The sequence below is a fragment of the Streptomyces sp. NBC_00306 genome (assembly GCF_036169555.1).
Classification (GTDB): Bacteria; Actinomycetota; Actinomycetes; order Streptomycetales; family Streptomycetaceae; genus Streptomyces; species Streptomyces achmelvichensis.
In genome coordinates, this window is sequence record NZ_CP108032.1 from 3,025,994 (window position 1) to 3,042,737 (window position 16,744).

The 16,744-nt window shown below is 71.3% G+C and carries 16 protein-coding genes; 8 read left to right on the forward strand and 8 right to left on the reverse strand.

Features of this window, described 5'->3' with window-relative positions; all coding sequences use genetic code 11:
• Window positions 1-31: 31 nt before the first annotated feature.
• The 4 genes from OHA05_RS13350 to hppD form a co-directional block, all read right to left on the reverse strand.
• Window positions 32-439, reverse strand: coding sequence for a hypothetical protein (locus OHA05_RS13350; protein ID WP_328860684.1), 408 nt, complete (start codon window positions 437-439; stop codon window positions 32-34).
• 101 nt (window positions 440-540) lie between these two features.
• Window positions 541-2,544 (reverse strand): ATP-binding protein, encoded by a 2,004-nt coding sequence (locus OHA05_RS13355; protein WP_328860685.1) that lies wholly within the window; start codon window positions 2,542-2,544, stop codon window positions 541-543.
• Complete coding sequence (locus tag OHA05_RS13360) at window positions 2,531-3,238, reverse strand: response regulator transcription factor (RefSeq protein ID WP_328863382.1); 708 nt, start codon at window positions 3,236-3,238, stop codon at window positions 2,531-2,533. Before OHA05_RS13360 ends, OHA05_RS13355 begins: the two co-directional genes overlap by 14 nt.
• A gap of 133 nt (window positions 3,239-3,371) precedes the next feature.
• Window positions 3,372-4,514 (reverse strand): 4-hydroxyphenylpyruvate dioxygenase, encoded by a 1,143-nt coding sequence (gene hppD, locus OHA05_RS13365; protein ID WP_328860686.1) that lies wholly within the window; start codon window positions 4,512-4,514, stop codon window positions 3,372-3,374.
• A 123-nt stretch (window positions 4,515-4,637) separates the two neighbouring features.
• Here hppD and OHA05_RS13370 point away from each other — a divergent pair, with 123 nt between their 5' ends.
• From OHA05_RS13370 to OHA05_RS13405, 8 genes are all read left to right on the forward strand, one after another.
• The gene (locus OHA05_RS13370; protein ID WP_313946087.1) at window positions 4,638-5,114 is read left to right on the forward strand and encodes an Lrp/AsnC family transcriptional regulator; all 477 of its coding nucleotides are present in this window, start codon (window positions 4,638-4,640) and stop codon (window positions 5,112-5,114) included.
• An 11-nt stretch (window positions 5,115-5,125) separates the two neighbouring features.
• Entirely contained in the window at window positions 5,126-5,773 is a 648-nt protein-coding gene (locus OHA05_RS13375) for an ABC transporter permease (RefSeq protein ID WP_313946086.1), read from the forward strand.
• Complete coding sequence (locus tag OHA05_RS13380) at window positions 5,766-6,983, forward strand: betaine/proline/choline family ABC transporter ATP-binding protein (protein WP_313946085.1); 1,218 nt, start codon at window positions 5,766-5,768, stop codon at window positions 6,981-6,983. The genes OHA05_RS13375 and OHA05_RS13380 overlap by 8 nt, the downstream gene beginning before the upstream one ends.
• The gene (locus tag OHA05_RS13385) at window positions 6,980-7,813 is read left to right on the forward strand and encodes an ABC transporter permease (protein WP_328860687.1); all 834 of its coding nucleotides are present in this window, start codon (window positions 6,980-6,982) and stop codon (window positions 7,811-7,813) included. Before OHA05_RS13380 ends, OHA05_RS13385 begins: the two co-directional genes overlap by 4 nt.
• A gap of 56 nt (window positions 7,814-7,869) precedes the next feature.
• Window positions 7,870-8,853, forward strand: coding sequence for a glycine betaine ABC transporter substrate-binding protein (locus OHA05_RS13390; protein WP_328860688.1), 984 nt, complete (start codon window positions 7,870-7,872; stop codon window positions 8,851-8,853).
• A gap of 132 nt (window positions 8,854-8,985) precedes the next feature.
• Window positions 8,986-9,570: an ArsR/SmtB family transcription factor gene (locus OHA05_RS13395; protein WP_313946082.1), complete on the forward strand. Its 585-nt coding sequence runs from the start codon at window positions 8,986-8,988 to the stop codon at window positions 9,568-9,570.
• A 14-nt stretch (window positions 9,571-9,584) separates the two neighbouring features.
• Window positions 9,585-9,767 carry a hypothetical protein gene (locus tag OHA05_RS13400; RefSeq protein ID WP_313946081.1) on the forward strand — a complete coding sequence of 61 codons (183 nt, stop codon included), beginning with the start codon at window positions 9,585-9,587 and terminating at the stop codon, window positions 9,765-9,767.
• 113 nt (window positions 9,768-9,880) lie between these two features.
• Window positions 9,881-11,233 carry an MFS transporter gene (locus OHA05_RS13405; protein ID WP_328863383.1) on the forward strand — a complete coding sequence of 451 codons (1,353 nt, stop codon included), beginning with the start codon at window positions 9,881-9,883 and terminating at the stop codon, window positions 11,231-11,233.
• Here the strand turns inward: OHA05_RS13405 and OHA05_RS13410 are convergent.
• The 4 genes from OHA05_RS13410 to OHA05_RS13425 all read right to left on the reverse strand — a co-directional run bounded on the left by OHA05_RS13410 (window position 11,163) and on the right by OHA05_RS13425 (window position 16,732).
• The gene (locus OHA05_RS13410) at window positions 11,163-11,951 is read right to left on the reverse strand and encodes a S16 family serine protease (protein WP_328860689.1); all 789 of its coding nucleotides are present in this window, start codon (window positions 11,949-11,951) and stop codon (window positions 11,163-11,165) included. The genes OHA05_RS13405 and OHA05_RS13410 overlap by 71 nt on opposite strands.
• A gap of 284 nt (window positions 11,952-12,235) precedes the next feature.
• Window positions 12,236-12,877: an IclR family transcriptional regulator gene (locus OHA05_RS13415; protein WP_313946079.1), complete on the reverse strand. Its 642-nt coding sequence runs from the start codon at window positions 12,875-12,877 to the stop codon at window positions 12,236-12,238.
• A 421-nt stretch (window positions 12,878-13,298) separates the two neighbouring features.
• A complete protein-coding gene (locus tag OHA05_RS13420; protein WP_313948990.1) occupies window positions 13,299-15,092 on the reverse strand; it encodes a DEAD/DEAH box helicase in 1,794 nt (597 codons plus the stop codon).
• A 182-nt stretch (window positions 15,093-15,274) separates the two neighbouring features.
• Window positions 15,275-16,732: an MFS transporter gene (locus OHA05_RS13425; protein ID WP_328860690.1), complete on the reverse strand. Its 1,458-nt coding sequence runs from the start codon at window positions 16,730-16,732 to the stop codon at window positions 15,275-15,277.
• Window positions 16,733-16,744: the final 12 nt, after the last annotated feature.

Here is a 16,744-nt window from a genome sequence, read left to right on the forward strand (position 1 = left end):
TGAGCGGCGACCACCCCCGCGGCGGGGTGGGTCAGCCGTGGCGACGGCCCGCCGTACGACGGCGGATCACGACGGCACCGGCGCCCGCGAGCAGCGCGACTCCGGCTGCCGATCCGGCGAGAGCGGTGCTGTTGCCGCTCCCGGCGCCGGCGGGCTGCTCCCCCGCGTCGACACCACCGCGCGGCAGACGGCCGGGCCGCTCCTGCGCCGGGGCGGGCTTGTCACCCGCGTCGACACCACCGCGCGGCAGACGGCCGGTTCCCTTCTGCGCGGGGGCGGGGGTGGGCGCCGCTTCGCGCACCGGCTGCGAGGGGCGGTCCGCGGTCGGCTTGGCGGGAGCCGGGGTCGAGTCGGCGAAGGCGCCGCCGGCCGGGACGATCATTGCCGCGGTCGCGGCGGTGGCGACGGCGAGGACACGCAGGGAGAGGCGGTGGGACATGAATGTGGCTCCATTCCAGCTCGGACCAGGGATGCCGGGACGGCGTCGCAACGCGGCGTCCGGCATGGGCGTCAGGCTGTCCTGAAGTTGTGAGGAAGCTGTCAGATCGCTGTGATGGGCGTATCAGGGTTGCCGGGGGCCTCCCGCCGGCCAGGGACGGGCGGGCTCACCGGGAGCCGGAGCGTGAACACCGACCCCTGCCCCTCGGTGCTGGCCGCCTCTGCCGAACCGCCGTGCCCTTCCGCCAGTTTGCGCACGATCGCCAGTCCGAGACCGCTGCCGCCGGTGCGCCGGCTGCGCGACTTCTCCGCGCGCCAGAAACGGTCGAAGACGTACGGCAGGTCGTCCGCCGGGATACCGCTGCCGGTGTCGGCGACCTCCACGGCCACCTCGTCCCCGCCGTCGGAGCCCCGGGCGCGCAGGGTGACGGTGCCGCCGGTCCCGGTGTGGCGCAGGGCGTTGGAGACGAGGTTGCCGACGGCCTGCCGCAGCCGCACGGGGTCCGCGGTCAGCGCCGGTGTGCCGCCGGGCACCGAGACCGCCAGCGTGACACCGGCCGTCTCCGCCCGTGCCTGGTGCGCGGCCGCGACCTGGCCGAGCAGCTCGTCGATCTGTACCGGCTCGGGGTGCAGGCGCAGGGCGCCCGCGTCGGCCTCGGCCAGGTCCTGGAGGTCGTCGATGATGTGCTGGAGCTGCACCGCCTCCTCCAGCAGCGAGGACACGAACGCCGGGTCGGGGTCGGCGAGTCCGTCCTCGGCCGCCTCCAGCCAGCCGCGGATGTTGCTCAGCGGGGTGCGCAGTTCGTGCGCGACGTCGCTGACCATGGCCCGGCGCTGGGCCTCCAGCCGGGCGCGGTGGGCGGACATGTCGTTGAACGCCGCGGCCAGCCGCCCGATCTCGTTGTCCGCGGTGACCGCCACCGGCGCCGTCGTCTCGCCGTCCTTCATCCGCTGCGCCGCCCCGGTCAGCGCGCGCAGCGGCCGCACGAGGCGGGTGGCGGCGAGCAGGGAGGCGCCGACGGTGAGGGCGAGGACGAGGGCTGCGGCGCCCGCGATGCGTGCGGTGTTCGCGGGGGAGAGGTCGAAGCCGGGGACGGTGGTGCTGTCGGGGTCGCCGATGAACAGCAGCGCGGGCGAGGAGACGTAGGAGCTGAGCTGTTCGCGTCGGGCGGTGCCCACGCAGGAGGCGATGGCCCGGTCCTCCAGGCTGCCCGCCGGGCCGCGTACGACCGGCGCGGGCTCGGCCGGCGCGGGCTCGCCCGGGGTGGGCAGTCCGCCGGATTCCGCGGACTGGCGCGGGACCGGGCGGGCCTCGGTGTCGCGCTTCCAGGACAGGTCCAGGCCGAGCCGGACGCCCGCGCGGCCCTGCCGGTCCAGGCAGGCGTCGGCCAGTTTGTTGAGGGTGGCGAGCGCGGCGCGTTCGCTGCGGGTGGGTTCGTCCAGGACGTCGAGCGGGCAGCGGGTGCCCTCGATCCGGTCGATGTCGTTGCCGACGACCTGGATACGGGGGCGGCCGCTGGGAGTTCGCAGGATGTCCGAGGCCAGTCCGTACTCGCGCAGACAGCTCACGACCCTGTCGGCGGTCTTCTGCAGCTGTGCCCCTTCGGCGGCGGGCAGCCGGAACGGTCCCACCGCACGCGGGTCGATACGGTCCGCCGGGCCGCCGCCGCTCTGCTCGGTCGCGGGGGTGAGCGCGCTGTCGGCGGAGAGCGGGTCGACGACGGCCGAGGGCTGGGGCGGCAGCGCGGGCGGTGTCTTCTCGGTCGCGGAGTCGGCGATGGGGGCACGGCTCTGCGTGGTCAGCGCGATGCGTCGGCCGTACTTCCGGGCCAGCGCCCGCACGGCCGGCTCGACACCGTCCCACTGCGGGTGCGTCGCCGCGCGGCCGAGCAGCGCGTGGTAGATCCGGGCGTCGTCGGTGAGGTTCTGGCCCTGCTCCTGCCTGATGGCACCGGAGGTGGTCTGCACGGCCAGCCAGGCGGTCGCCGCCACCGAACAGGCGGCCACCAGCGCGGAGACGGCGAGCAGACGGCCCAGCAGACTCTTGCGCAGCGGCAGCCGCCGCTCGCCGCGGCCGGGCTGCCGCTCACGGCTACGGAACCGCACGGCCGGCGCCCTTCGCCGGGTCCGCGAGCTTGTAGCCGACGCCGAAGACGGTCAGGAGGCGGGCGGGCCGCCGCGGGGCGGGCTCGATCTTCTTGCGCAGATTCATGATGTGCACGTCGACGGTCCGGTCGCCGATGTAGCGGGCGTAGCCGTGCAGTTCCTCCAGGAGCCGCTGCCGGGTGAAGACGCGTCCCGGCTCGGCGGCCATCGCGGCCAGGATGCGGAACTCACCGGGCGTGCACTCGACGCGTGCGCCGTCGACGCTCACCTCGTGGCGGTGCGGGTCGACGACGAGGGTGCCCACCGCGAGGACGGGCTCGGCCGCCGGCCGCGCGGCGGGCGGACGGGTCCGGCGCAGCAGCGTACGGACCCGCGCCATCAGTTCGCGCGGGCTGTAGGGCTTGGTCATGTAGTCGTCGGCCCCGAGGTCGAGGCCGAGCAGCAGATCGTCCTCGGTGGAGCGGGCGGTGAGCATCAGAACCGGCAGTTCGTACGTCTCCGCCCGCAGGATGCGCAGGACGTCCAGACCGTCGGTCTTCGGCATCATCACGTCGAGGACGAGCAGGTCGGGCGCTCTGTGGCGGATCTCCTCCACGGCGGCGCGGCCGTCGCGTACGAGCGTGACCGTGTGGCCCTCGCGTTCCAGATAGCGGCGGACCAGTTCGGCCTGCTTCTCGTCGTCCTCGGCGACCATGACATGTGCGCTCACGCCGCGATCGTAAGCAGTCGGAAGCGGTCGGCAGGCACGAAGTGCCGGACAGGCCTGCTGTGCAGGCCTGTCCGGCACCGGGATCGTGGTCCGGTATTCCCTACCGGGACTCGACGGCTCAGAGGTTGCCGCGCTTCTCCTGCTCGCGCTCGATCGCCTCGAAGAGCGCCTTGAAGTTGCCCTTGCCGAAGCCCATCGAGCCGTGCCGCTCGATCATTTCGAAGAAGACGGTCGGCCGGTCCTGGACCGGCTTGGTGAAGATCTGCAGCAGATAGCCGTCTTCGTCACGGTCGACGAGGATCTTCAGCTCGCGCAGGGTCTCGACCGGCACCCGGGTCTCGCCGGCCCACTCGCCGAGGGTGTCGTAGTACGAGTCGGGGGTGTCGAGGAACTGAACTCCGGCCGCCCGCATGGCCCGTACCGAGGAGACGATGTCGTTCGTGGCGAGCGCGATGTGCTGGACGCCGGCTCCACCGTAGAACTCGAGGTACTCGTCGATCTGCGACTTCTTCTTCGCGATCGCCGGCTCGTTGATCGGGAACTTCACCTTCAGGGTGCCGTCGGCGACGACCTTCGACATGAGCGCGGAGTACTCGGTGGCGATGTCGTCGCCCACGAACTCCTTCATGTTGGTGAAGCCCATGACCTTGTTGTAGAAGGCCACCCACTCGTTCATCCTGCCGAGTTCGACGTTGCCGACGCAGTGGTCGATCGCCTGGAAGGTGCGCTTGGCGGGCGGCTCGACCATGGGGGCGGTGGCCACGTAGCCCGGCAGGTAGGGGCCGTCGTAGCCGGAGCGGTCGACCAGGGTGTGCCGGGTCTTGCCGTACGTCGCGATCGCGGCGAGGACGACCGTGCCGTGCTCGTCCTTGAGCTCGTAGGGCTCGGTGATGCCGCGGGCACCGTGCTCGGTGGCGTACGCGTACGCGGCCCGGGCGTCCGGCACCTCGATGGCCAGGTCGATGACGCCGTCGCCGTGCTCGGCGACATGACCGGACAGGAACGCACCCCACTCGGTGGAGGCCTTGATGACGGAGGTGAGGACGAAGCGCGCCCCGCCGTTCTCCAGCACATAGCTCGCCGTCTCGCGGTTGCCGTTCTCCGGCCCGGAGTAGGCGACGACCTTCATGCCGAAGGCGGTCGAGTAGTAGTGGGCGGCCTGCTTGGCGTTGCCGACGGCGAAGACGACCGCGTCCATTCCCTTGACCGGGAAGGGGTCGGCCTCGCGCGCGGTGGTCGGGTGCTTGATGGTCTCAGTCATGAGCGCAGGCTCTCTCCGTTCCACAAGGTGCGCAATAGTTCGTGATTCCCCTGGTCAATCTGTACAGCCTGAGAGCAGTATGGAGGGGCTTTCTGTACAGGATGCCCATCCCGGGGGTGCGCCATGGCGATCGATCATCTGGACGGCCGGCTCATCGTGCTGCTGGCCCGTGAGCCGCGCATCGGCGTGCTGGAGGCGTCCCGTCGGCTGGGGGTCGCCCGCGGCACCGTGCAGGCCCGGCTGGACCGGCTTCAGTCGAATGGAGTCATCCGCGGACTGGGACCCGACGTCGACCCCGCGGCCCTCGGCTATCCCGTCACCGCCTTCGCGACCCTGGAGATCAAGCAGGGCCAAGGCGCCGATGTCAGGGCCCATTTGGCGGGTGTGCCCGAGGTGCTGGAGCTGCACACGACCACCGGGCACGGCGACATGCTCTGCCGTCTGGTGGCGCGGTCCAACGCCGATCTTCAGCGGGTGATCGACCGGGTTGTCGGTTTTGATGGCATCGTGCGGGCCTCCACGGCGATCGTCATGGAGAACCCTGTGCCCCTGCGGATCATCCCGCTGGTGGAGCAGGCCGCGGAGGACGAACCAGCCTGAGTGGAGCGCGCGTGAGCTTCTGGGAGTATGTGGCCACCCGGCACCAGCAGCTGCTCACGGACGCCTTTCAGCAGGCCAGCCTGGTCTTCCAGTGCATGGTCATCGCCACTCTGCTCGGCATCCTCATCGGCGCGATCACCTATCGCAGCACCTGGGCGGGAAATCTGGCGATCCTGTCCACGGCCACCGTCCTCACCGTCCCCTCACTGGCCCTGATCGGTCTGCTGATCCCGGTGGTGGGTCTCGGGGTGGCGCCCGCGGTGATCTCCCTGACCCTGTACGGGCTGCTGCCGATCGTGCGCAACTCCGTCGTGGGGCTGCGCGGCGTGGATCCGTCGCTGGTGGACGCCGCGAAGGGCATCGGGATGTCCCGGGCCGCGCGCATGTTCCGGGTCGAGCTGCCTCTCGCCTGGCCCCCGATCCTCACCGGCATCCGTGTCTCCACACAGATGCTGATGGGCATCGCCGCGGTCGCCGCGTACGCCTCCGGGCCCGGCCTCGGCAACGAGATCTTCCGCGGCATCGCCTCGCTGGGCAGCGCCAACGCCATCAACCAGGTGCTCGCGGGCACCATCGGCATCGTCATCCTCGCGCTGCTCTTCGACGCGGCGTACGTCCTGATCGGGCGCCTGACCATCTCCAGGGGGATCCGTGACTGAGACATCCGGCGCGGGCATCCAGCTGGAGAACCTGAGCAAGCGCTACCCCGGCAATCCGAACCCGGCCGTCGACAACGTCTCGATGGAGATCAAGCCGGGCGAGACGGTGATCCTGGTGGGGCCCTCCGGCTGCGGGAAGTCGACCACGCTGAAGATGATCAACCGGCTGATCGAGCCGTCGTCGGGCCGCATCAGGATCGGCGACGAGGACGTCACCGACATGGATCCGGTGAAGCTGCGGCGCAAGGTCGGCTACGCGATCCAGTCCTCCGGCCTCTTCCCGCACATGACCGTCGCGGAGAACATCGCGCTCGTACCGAAGATGCTCGGCTGGGCGAAGCCGAAGGTCAGAGCCCGGGTCGAGGAGATGCTCGACCTGGTCGGACTCGATCCGCGTGAGTTCCACGGCCGGTATCCGCGCCAGCTGTCCGGCGGTCAGCAGCAGCGGGTGGGCGTCGCGCGGGCGCTCGCCGCCGACCCCCCGGTACTGCTGATGGACGAGCCGTTCGGAGCGGTCGACCCGATCACCCGCGACCATCTCCAGGACGAACTGATCCGGCTCCAGCACGAGTTGCACAAGACGATCGTGTTCGTCACCCACGACTTCGACGAGGCGATCAAGCTCGGCGACCGCATCGCCGTGCTGCGGGAACAGTCGCACATCGCCCAGTTCGACACCCCCGAGGCGATCCTCACCAACCCGGCCGACGACTTCGTCTCCGGATTCGTGGGCGCCGGCGCGGCGCTCAAGAGGCTCAATCTGACCCGCGTACGGGATGTCGAGATCGCGGACTTCCCGACCGTGACCGTGGACGACCCCCTCCAGTCCATCTTCAACAGGCTCCGCACCGAACTGCACAACGAGCTGCTGATGCTGGACCGGCGGGGGCGTCCCTACAAGTGGCTGAGGCGCGGCGACCTGATGCGTGCCAAGGGCTCGCTGGCCCGTGCGGGGCAGTTGGTGCACGACACGGTGACCCGGGACGCGACCCTGCACGACGCGCTGGAGGCCGTGCTGACCGACTCCGGCGGGCGGGTGGCGGTGACCGGACGGCGCGGCGAGTTCATCGGTGTGGTCGACATGGAGACCCTGATGAACTCCGTGCAGGAGCTGCTGGAGGCCGACCGGCTGGCGGCCATCGAGCACCAGCACAATCTGGAGGAACTGCGCCACCACCGCACGGAACAGGAGCTGGAGGGAGGCGCATGAGTACCGCTCCCGAACGCCCGCCGGGCGAACACGACGTCGGGGGCCACGCCTTCCGCGACGAGGAGGAGGAGCCCACTCCCCCGCCGGCCCCGCCCTCCCGGCGTATCACCTGGCAGAAGCTGGTGTTCCTGCCGTCCGTCGTCGCCCTCGTCCTGCTGGCCACCTGGCTGTGGTACTCCAACATCCAGCTCGACGCGATCGCCGAGAACTCGCTGTCCGGCGGCAACGTCCAGCTGCGGCTGTGGCAGCACATCCAGCTGACCGCGATCTCCACCTTCTGGGTGCTCATCATCGCCATCCCGCTGGGCATCGCACTGACCCGGCGGGGCCTGACCAGGGCTGCGCCGCCTTTCGTCGTGTTCGCCAACATCGGCCAGGCGACCCCGGCGATCGGCCTGCTGGCGCTGCTGGTGATCTGGCTGGGCATCGGCGCGTCGACCGCGATCGTCGGCATGGTGATCTACGCCATCCTTCCGGTGCTCTCCAACACGGTCGCGGGCCTGCGGGCGATCGACCCCCAGCTGGTGGAGGCGTCCCGCGGTATCGGCATGTCGGGGACCGGGACCCTGCGCAAGGTCGAACTGCCGCTGGCCGTGCCGCTGATCCTGGCCGGGGTGCGCACCGCGCTCGTCCTCAACGTCGGCACGGCGACGCTGGCCACCTTCGTCGGCGGCGGCGGCCTCGGCGACCTGATCACCTCCGGCATCCAGACGCAGCGGATGCCGGTCCTCATCATCGGTTCGGTGCTCACGGTGGCGCTCGCCCTCATGGTGGACTGGCTGGCCTCGCTGGTCGAGCTGACGCTGACGCCGCGCGGACTGGAGAGCTGATGCGGTATCCGCGGAGGTCTCCGAAGACGCGGGCGTCCGTGAGGACACGACCGTCCGTGAGGACACGACCGTCCGTGCGGACGTCGCTGACCGGCGCCGTCGCCCTCGCTCTGGTACTGGCCGGCTGCGGCCTCAAGAGCGGCTCCCCGCTGGTCGACGACGTGGTGCCGGGCTCGGTCGGCCGGGGTGAACCGCTCAAGGGCGCGTCCCTGACGGTCACGTCGAAGAACTTCAGCGAGAACATCGTCCTGGGCCAGATGATCGGCCTGATCTTCAAGGCGGCCGGCGCCGAAGTGCTGGACCGCACCAATCTGCCCGGCTCCATCAGCGCCCGCGAAGCGATCATCAACGGCGACGCGGACGCGATGTACGAGTACACGGGCACGGCCTGGATCACCTATCTCGGCAACGAGAAGCCCATCGTGGATCCGCAGCAGCAGTGGCAGGCGGTGCGCGACGCCGACCGGCGCAACGGTGTCACCTGGCTTCCGCAGTCCCGGCTCAACAACACGTACACGCTGGCGATCAGCAAGAAGAACAACGCCAAGTACCGGCTCAGGACGCTGTCGGACGTCGCCGCGCTGTCGCAGAAGGACCCGTCGGCGGTGACGGTCTGCGTGGAGAACGAGTTCGCTGCCCGCGAGGACGGGCTGCTGGGCATGGAGAAGGCGTACGGGATGAAGATCCCGGCGGGGAACATCCAGAAGATGGACGCCGGGATCATCTACACCCAGGTCTCCAAGTCCGACTCGTGCCTGCTGGGCGAGGCGTTCACGACCGACGGCCGGATCACGTCGCTGAACCTCGACACGCTCCAGGACAACAAGCACTTCTTCCCCAACTACAACGCCGCCCCCGTGATCCACACCGCCACGATCGAGGCGTGGCCGGCGATCGCCGGCCTGCTGAACCCCCTGAGTGCGCGGCTGACGACGGCGATCGCCCAGGAGCTGAACGCCAAGGTCGACGTGGAGGGTGAGGACCCGCACGAGGTGGCGAAGGACTGGCTGATCGAGGAGGGGTTCATCAAGGAGGGTTAGGGCCTGTTGCTCGGGCGGGGGCCCGTGGGCGGCCGCCGCGGCCGCCGCGGCCGCCGCGGCCGCCGAAACTTACCAAGCACTCTTTGCAAAGAAGTGCTTGCAAGCATCTTGTTGCAAAGCTACCTTTGCAACATGACCGAGCCCGATCCCCGCCCGATCCGCCATCTCGATCCGCGATCCCTGCGCGGTCTCGCCCACCCCCTGCGGATGCGCCTGCTCAAGACACTGCGCCACGACGGCCCCGCCACCGCCTCCCAACTGGCGGAGCGGCTGGGCGAGTCGAGCGGTGCGACCAGCTACCACCTGCGTCAGCTCGCCGCCCACGGCTTCGTCGAGGACGACCCCGAACGCGGCAAGGGCCGCGAGCGATGGTGGCGGGCGGTGGTCGAGGGCACGATGTTCGACGAGTCCCTCTACAGCGACCCCGATCCCGCGGTGCGCGGGGCGGCCGACCTCTTCATGCACGAGGTCGCCACCCACCACACCGAGGAGGTCGGCACCTGGCTGGGCACGTCGCGGGAGTGGCCGGAGGACTGGCGCCGCAGCTCCGACCTCAGCGACTTCACCCTCCGCCTCACGCCCGCGCAGGCGAGAGAGCTCAACGACAAGCTGCACGCGGTCATCGAGAGCTACCGCGATCTGGCGCCCGGCCCGGAGGCCGAGGACGCCGCTCAGGTCCGTATGCACCTGCACTCCTTCCCGCGCACCACCGCCTGAAAAGGACATCCGGCATGCATCCCGACATACATCGGCTCCTGCACGAGGACCGGGCACGCCAACTGCGCGCCGAGGCCGTGTCGTTCGCGCTCCGTCCGGCGCCGGCAGCCCTGCGCAGCCGGCTGGGCTGGACGCTGGTCGCCTGGGGCCTGCGGCTCGTGCAGGGGGCTCCGCAACGATCCCCGCGCATCGCGTGACCGGGCGGGGGGACACCCGGGCGGCCACCGAGAGGGAGGGAGGTCGACCACCGGGACCGGGGGGAGGCGCGGGACCCGGGGGCGGCGCGGGACGCCGGCCGCTCGCCGCCGTACTGGCCGCCAACGCCGTCTCCATCACCGGCAATTCGCTCACCCTCGTCGGCGTCCCGTGGTTCGCGCTGGAGACGACGGGCAGCCCTGCCAAGGCCGGTCTGGTCGCCTTCTGCGCCACCGTGCCGGTCGTCGTGTCCGCCCTCACCGGCGGACCGGTCATCGACCGCATCGGCCGCCGGCGGGTGAGCATCGCCTCCGACCTGATCTGCGCCCTCGCCGTCGCCGCGATCCCGCTGCTGCACTACGCCGGTGTGCTGGCCTTCTGGATGCTGTGCGCGCTGATGGCCGTCACCGGCCTCTTCCACGCACCGGGCGAGACCTCGCGCTACGTCCTCGTACCCGACCTCGCGAAAGCGGCGGGGACCCCGCTGTCCCGGGCCGCGAGCCTCTTCGACGCGGTGTCCCGCGGCGCACGCATGGCCGGTGCCGCACTCGCGGGCGCACTGATCGCGTTCACCGGCGCCGAGGCCGTCCTGCTGCTGGACGCCGCGACCTTCGGCGTATCGGCCCTGCTCATCGCCGTGGGGGTCCGCGGACTCGGCGCGGCCGAACCGCGTAAGGCATCCGCCCCTGTCTCGCTCGCGGCCTACCGCCGCGAACTGCGCGAGGGCTGCGCCTTCCTCGTCCGCCACCGGCTGCTGCTGGCCGTCATGCTGATGGTGATGCTCACCAACGGGCTGGACCAGGGCTGGAGTTCGGTGCTCCTGCCGGTCCACGCCAAGGACAACCTCGGTGGCCCGGGCCATCTCGGGCTGCTCGTCGCCGTCTTCGCGGGCTGCGCCCTGCTCGGCGCGCTGCTGTACGGCGCGATCGGCCACCGCTTCCCCCGGCGCGCCCTGTTCACCGTGGCGTTCCTCCTCTGCGGACTGCCCCGGTTCGCAGTGGCGGCCCTGGTGGACGGTACGGCGCCACTGGCCGTGACCATGGCGATCGGCGGACTCGGGGCGGGCATGCTCAACCCGATTCTGACGACGGTCATGTACGAACGCGTGCCGGACGAACTGCGCAGCCGGGTCGCGGGCGTGAGCACGGCGGGGGTGCTGCTGACGACACCGCTCGGCGGACTGGCGGCGGGATTCGTCGTCGAGCAGTCGGGCCTGCCGGCCGCGATGCTGACGTTCGGCGCGCTCTACTTCCTCGCCACGCTCGCCCCGGCCCTCTTCCCGGCCTGGCGGGAGATGGACGCGCCGCCGCCCGAGGCACCCCGGCCCGGCCCGGCGGACGGGCAGGCCCCGGAGGATCGGCCCCGCCCGGCGGATCGGCCCCGCCCGGCAGAACAGGTCAGCAGGAAGGGACCTTCGCGCCCTTGTTCAGAGCCCGAAGCGATTCCACGGTGCCCTTCAGAGTCGTGACGGGGATCAGCCGCAGCCCCTTGGGCAGTTCGGCCTCGGCGTCCGAGCACTCCCCCTTCGGCACGAGGAAGACGGTCGCGCCGTCGCGCCGCGCCGCCTGCGTCTTCAGGGAGACCCCACCGACGGCGCCGACCTTGCCGTCCGCGGTGATCGTGCCCGTACCGGCGATCGTGCGCCCGCCGGTGAGGTCGCCGCCGGCACCGTCACCGTCGAGCTTGTCCACGACACCAAGGGAGAACAGCAGCCCGGCACTCGGTCCGCCGATGTCGGCGAGCTCGAGAGTGACCTTCACCTTCGCCGGGTCCTCGTCGAGATAGTCGAGCGCGGCCTGCGAGGCGGCGTCCTGCGACTTGACCATGTCCTCGAGGTTGCGGCGCTCGACCTCCTGGTCCGACTTGCCCGCGGGATAGACGGAGTCCCGGGGCATGACGGCCCGGTCGGTCCGGAACCAGCTGTCGACCACGTCCCCGAGGAAGACATCGGCGGACGGCCCGGTCGCGATGATCGTCGTCATCCGCAGCTCACCGGATGTCTTGCGGACGGGCGCCCCACTGATCGTGATGACCGGCTTGCCCTTGTCGCTCCCCAGCACGTTCGCGGTGGAGCCGGGCTGTGCGACGGCGTACGGCAGCGGTGCGAAACCCGCGGCGGCGAGGAGCGCGACGACGGGCAGGGCGCAGACGAGGACAGCGCGGTGACGCGTGAGACTGGAGAGCACGGCGCCAATGTATCTGGGCGCGCTTCCCCACTCCGGTCCGCACCCGGACCGCCGCGCCCGGACCGGACGGTTCCGTGAGGGCGAGCGCAGGGGGTACGCCCTTGCCGCGTCGGCGCCCGACGGGTCCGGTGCCGGCGTGAGCGCACCCTGTACGCCCGCTTCCTTCGCCTTGCCGACGCCGGGACCGGACCATGTCGGCGTCCCGACGACCCAGGCCGGTCAGCCGTCTCCCGCACCGCGTCAGCACCAGGGCCGGGCGGCCGTACGGCATCCCGGTACCCGCGTCAGCGCAGCGCGTCCGCCACTTCCTTCGCCGCGTCGACCACCCGCGGCCCCACTCTCTCCGGGACCGAGTCCGCGAGCATCACCACACCCACGCTCCCCTCTATCCCCGTCACCCCCACCAGCGCGGCCGCCGCCCCGCTCGCCCCGGCCTCCAGCTCGCCATGGGTGAGCGTGTACCCGGCCTCCTTGGCGCCCCCCTGGCGGGCCGCCAGGATCGCCTTGCCCGCGGCGCCCCGGTCCAGCGGGTGCCGGAACCCCGCCCGGTAGGCCACGTGGTAGTCCGTCCAGGTCGGTTCGACGACCGCGACCGCCAGCGCCTCCGCGCCGTCGACCAGGGTGAGATGTGCGGTGGCCCCTATGTCCTCCGCCAGCGACCGCAGCGCCGGCATCGCCGCCTCCCGTACCAGCGGGTGCACCTGGCGGCCCAGGCGCAGCACGCCGAGGCCCACCCGGGCCCGGCCGCCGAGGTCGCGGCGGACGAGTGCGTGCTGTTCAAGGGTGGCGAGCAGGCGGTACACGACCGTGCGGTTGACGCCGAGCTTGTTGGACAGCTCGGTGACGGTGAGGCCGTGGTCGGTGTCGGCGAGCAGCTTGAGGACTCGTAGTCCCCGGTCGAGCGTCTGGGAGGTCTCCGCGGTCACAACGCCCTCTCCTTCGGAGTGAAGTGACGGCGGCCCGCTCACGGCAACGACTGACACCGGTCCCGTCGGCGTCGCACCCAGAGGCCGCCGGCAGGCCATGGCACGCCGGCTGCGCTCCGCGGCGGCGCTGCCACGGGGCGTATGCGTTGCCGGGACAGTAGCGAGATGGTCCGCTCAGCGGAAGACCTCGTCCAGAATCCGGGCGCGCCACGGAAACCCGGCCGCACGGGGGAACCGCGGGCACGGGAGTCCCGAGGGGCCGGGCAGGGGGGCGGCCCGGGGGACAGTCAGCGCGTCAGCGCGTACGGACAGGTGCCCGAGCACGAACAGGTACCGGACCACCCGCAGGTACCCGAGCACGGACAGGTGCCGGACCACCGACAGGTGCCGGGGCACGGACGAGCACGGACAGGCACCGGCCTCAGCGCATGCGCGTCGCCCACTCCTGGACCTTCTTGATCCGTTCCCGGATCTGCCCGGCCGTCGCCTCCGCGCTCGGCGGCCCGCCGCACACCCGCCGCAGCTCGGTGTGGATGACCCCGTGCGGCTTGCCGCTCTGGTGGACGTAGGCGCCGACCATCGTGTTCAACTGCTTGCGCAGCTCCAGCAGTTCCTTGTGCGAGACGACCGGCCGCCGTTCCGCGGGCAGCTCCAGGAGGTCGGCCTCCTCGTCCGGCTTCTTGCGGCTGTGCGCGATCTGCCGTGCCTGCCGCTTCTGGAGCAGCATCTGCACCTGGTCGGGTTCGAGCAGGCCCGGGATGCCGAGGTAGTCCTGCTCCTCCTCGCTCCCCGGGTGCGCCTGCATGCCGAACTCGGCGCCGTTGTACATCACCCGGTCGAAGACGGCGTCCGACTCCAGCGCCTCGAACGGCAGCATGTCCTGCTCGCCGGTGTCCTCGTCCTGCTGCTTGTTCGCGTCGTCCATCTCCTGCTCGGACTCGGCGTACGGATCCTCCTCGCCGTCCTTCTTCGGCTTGTCGAGGACGTGGTCGCGCTCGACCTCCATCTCGTTGGCGAAGCCGAGCAGCATCGGAATCGTCGGCAGGAACACCGACGCCGTCTCGCCCCGGCGCCGGGAGCGCACGAAACGGCCGACGGCCTGGGCGAAGAAGAGGGGCGTCGAGATGGTGGTGGCGTACACACCGACGGCCAGGCGCGGCACGTCGACGCCCTCGGACACCATGCGGACCGCGACCATCCAGCGGTCGGTGCCCTCGCTGAAGTCGTCGATGCGCTTGGAGGATCCGGTGTCGTCGGACAGGACGACGGTCGCCTTGGTCCCGGTGATCTCGCGGATGAGCTTGGCGTACGCGCGCGCCGAGTCCTGGTCGGAGGCGATGACGAGGCCGCCGGCGTCGGGGATGGACTTCCGTACCTCACCGAGGCGCTGGTCGGCCGCGCGCAGCACGTTCGGCATCCACTCACCGCGCGCGTCGAGCGCGGTGCGCCAGGCCTGCGAGATGGCGTCCTTCGTCATCGGCTCGCCGAGCCGCGCCGCGATCTCGTCGCCGGCCTTGGTGCGCCAGCGCATGTTGCCGCTGTAGCTGAGGAATATGACGGGCCTGACGACTCCGTCGGCGAGGGCGTTGCCGTAGCCGTACGTGTAGTCGGCGGAGGACCGCCGGATGCCGTCGTTGCCTTCCTCGTACGTGACGAAGGGGATCGGGTTGGTGTCGGAGCGGAAGGGCGTACCGGTGAGGGCGAGCCGCCGGGTCGCCGGGTCGAAGGCCTCCAGGCAGGCCTCGCCCCAGGACTTGGAGTCACCGGCGTGGTGGATCTCGTCGAGGATGACGAGGGTCTTGCGCTGCTCACAGCGGTTGCGGTGCAGCATCGGGCGTACGCCGACACCGGCGTACGTCACGGCGACGCCGTGGTACTCCTTGCTGAGCGGTCCGGCGCTGTAGTCGGGGTCGAGCTTGATCCCTATCCGTGCGGCCGCGGCCGCCCACTGCTTCTTCAGATGCTCGGTCGGCGCGACCACGGTCACCTGCTGGACGACGTGGTGGTGCAGCAGCCAGGACGCGAGGGTGAGTGCGAAGGTCGTCTTGCCGGCGCCGGGGGTGGCGACCGCGAGGAAGTCACGCGGCTGCTCCTGGAGATATCTCTCCATGGCCCCTTGCTGCCAGGCACGCAGCTTGTTGGCGGTACCCCACGGAGCACGCCCGGGAAAGGCGGGTGAGAGGTGATGGGAGTGGGAGGCGGTAGTAGTCACGATCTCCGGTTCGCCGCTCGTCCAGATATGACAACCGGGCCACCCTACCGGTGCGACGGGTGCGGGCTGAGGGGGACGGGGCCGGTGACGTGGGTGTTGAGATGTGACTCACAGCGGGCGCGAGCCGTGCGGGTCGCGGGCGCGGGGGTGCGCGAAAGAGCCTCTCCCCTGTTCCCGCACCGCCCTCACCGTTCCCCGAGCCGGGTCCCCACCCAGGCCCCCACCAGCGCGACGGCGGCCATGGGAAGGAACACCGCCGCGAACGCCGCCGGGTGCGAGCCCGCCGCCGAGACGCCGTGGCCGGCGACCGACCCGCCGCCCAGTGCCGCGAACGCCGCACCGCCGATCGCCAGCAGCAGCACGTTCGACAGACCGTCCGAGATCTGGAGCGCCGCCGAGTTCGCGCCGGCCTCCTCGGGCGCCGACAGCTTCAGCAGCAGCACGCTCGTGGAGGCGATCACCATGCCCATGCCGAAGCAGCCGAACGCCCAGGCGACGCCGACGATCCAGACGGGGACCTGCGGGATCAGCACGCTCGGCGCCGCGGCGATCGATGCCGCGACCAAGACCATGCCGGTCAGCATCAGCCGCTCCCGGTGCGGTTCGAGCCGCGGCCGGGACTGTACGTACGAACCGAGCGCCCAGGTCGCGCCGCCCACCGCGAGCGAGAGGCCTGCCATCGTGGGCGACAGGCCGCGCTGGGTCACCAGCATCAGCGGGACGAAGGACTCGGCGGCGATGAAGGAGCCCGCGGCGATGCCCCGCAGCAGGACGACGGAGGGCAGCCCGCGCGCCGCGCGGTACGTCCCCGGTGGCAGCAGACCGAGCACCGCCGGCACCAGCAGGGCGGCGCCCGCCGCGGCCGGTACGAGCGAGAGCCAGCGCAGGTCCTGACCCGCGTACTGGAGCAGCCCGGCACCCGTGGAGATGCCCAGCGCCAGCCGGATGCGACGGCCGTCGAAGGCGGGCCGCGGCCCGGCGGGATCCGCCGGGCCGGACGCCATCCGCCGGATCGCGGGCAGCGCGAGCGCCAGCGGGAAGACGACCAGCGCGGGGATCCCGACGAACACCCAGCGCCAGCCGAGGTGTTCGGTGACCGTGCCGGACGCGAGCGGCCCCACGACCGAGGGGATCACCCAGCTCGCGGCGAAGGCGGCCATGATGGCGGGCCGCAGCCGCTCGGAGTAGGCGCGCCCGACGACGACGTACAGCGCGACGATCACGAGCCCGCCGCCGAGACCCTGAACGGCTCGCCCCACGATGAACAGCCACATCGCACCGGCGGTCCCCGACAGCAGCAGCCCGGCCCCGAAGGCTGCCATGCCGGTGGCGAGCGGCCGGAGCGGCCCGTCCCGGTCGGCCCACTGCCCGGAGAGCACCATGGCGAAGAGGCTGGTGGTGAAGTACGCGGAGAAGGCGAAGGCGTAGAGCTCGATGCCGTGCAGCTCGTGGGCGGCGACGGGCATCGCGGTACCGACGGCGGTCGCCTCGAAGGCGATCAGCAGCACGACGGAGACGATGCCGACGCTGAGCGCACGATGGGTCCGGCCGAGGACCCCGCCCTGCTCACCGTCGTCGGACGGCGCGACGCCGGTGGGCAGGGGCGGGGTGACCTCGGCGTCACGGGGTTCGAGGACGGTCATGCCCCCCACAGT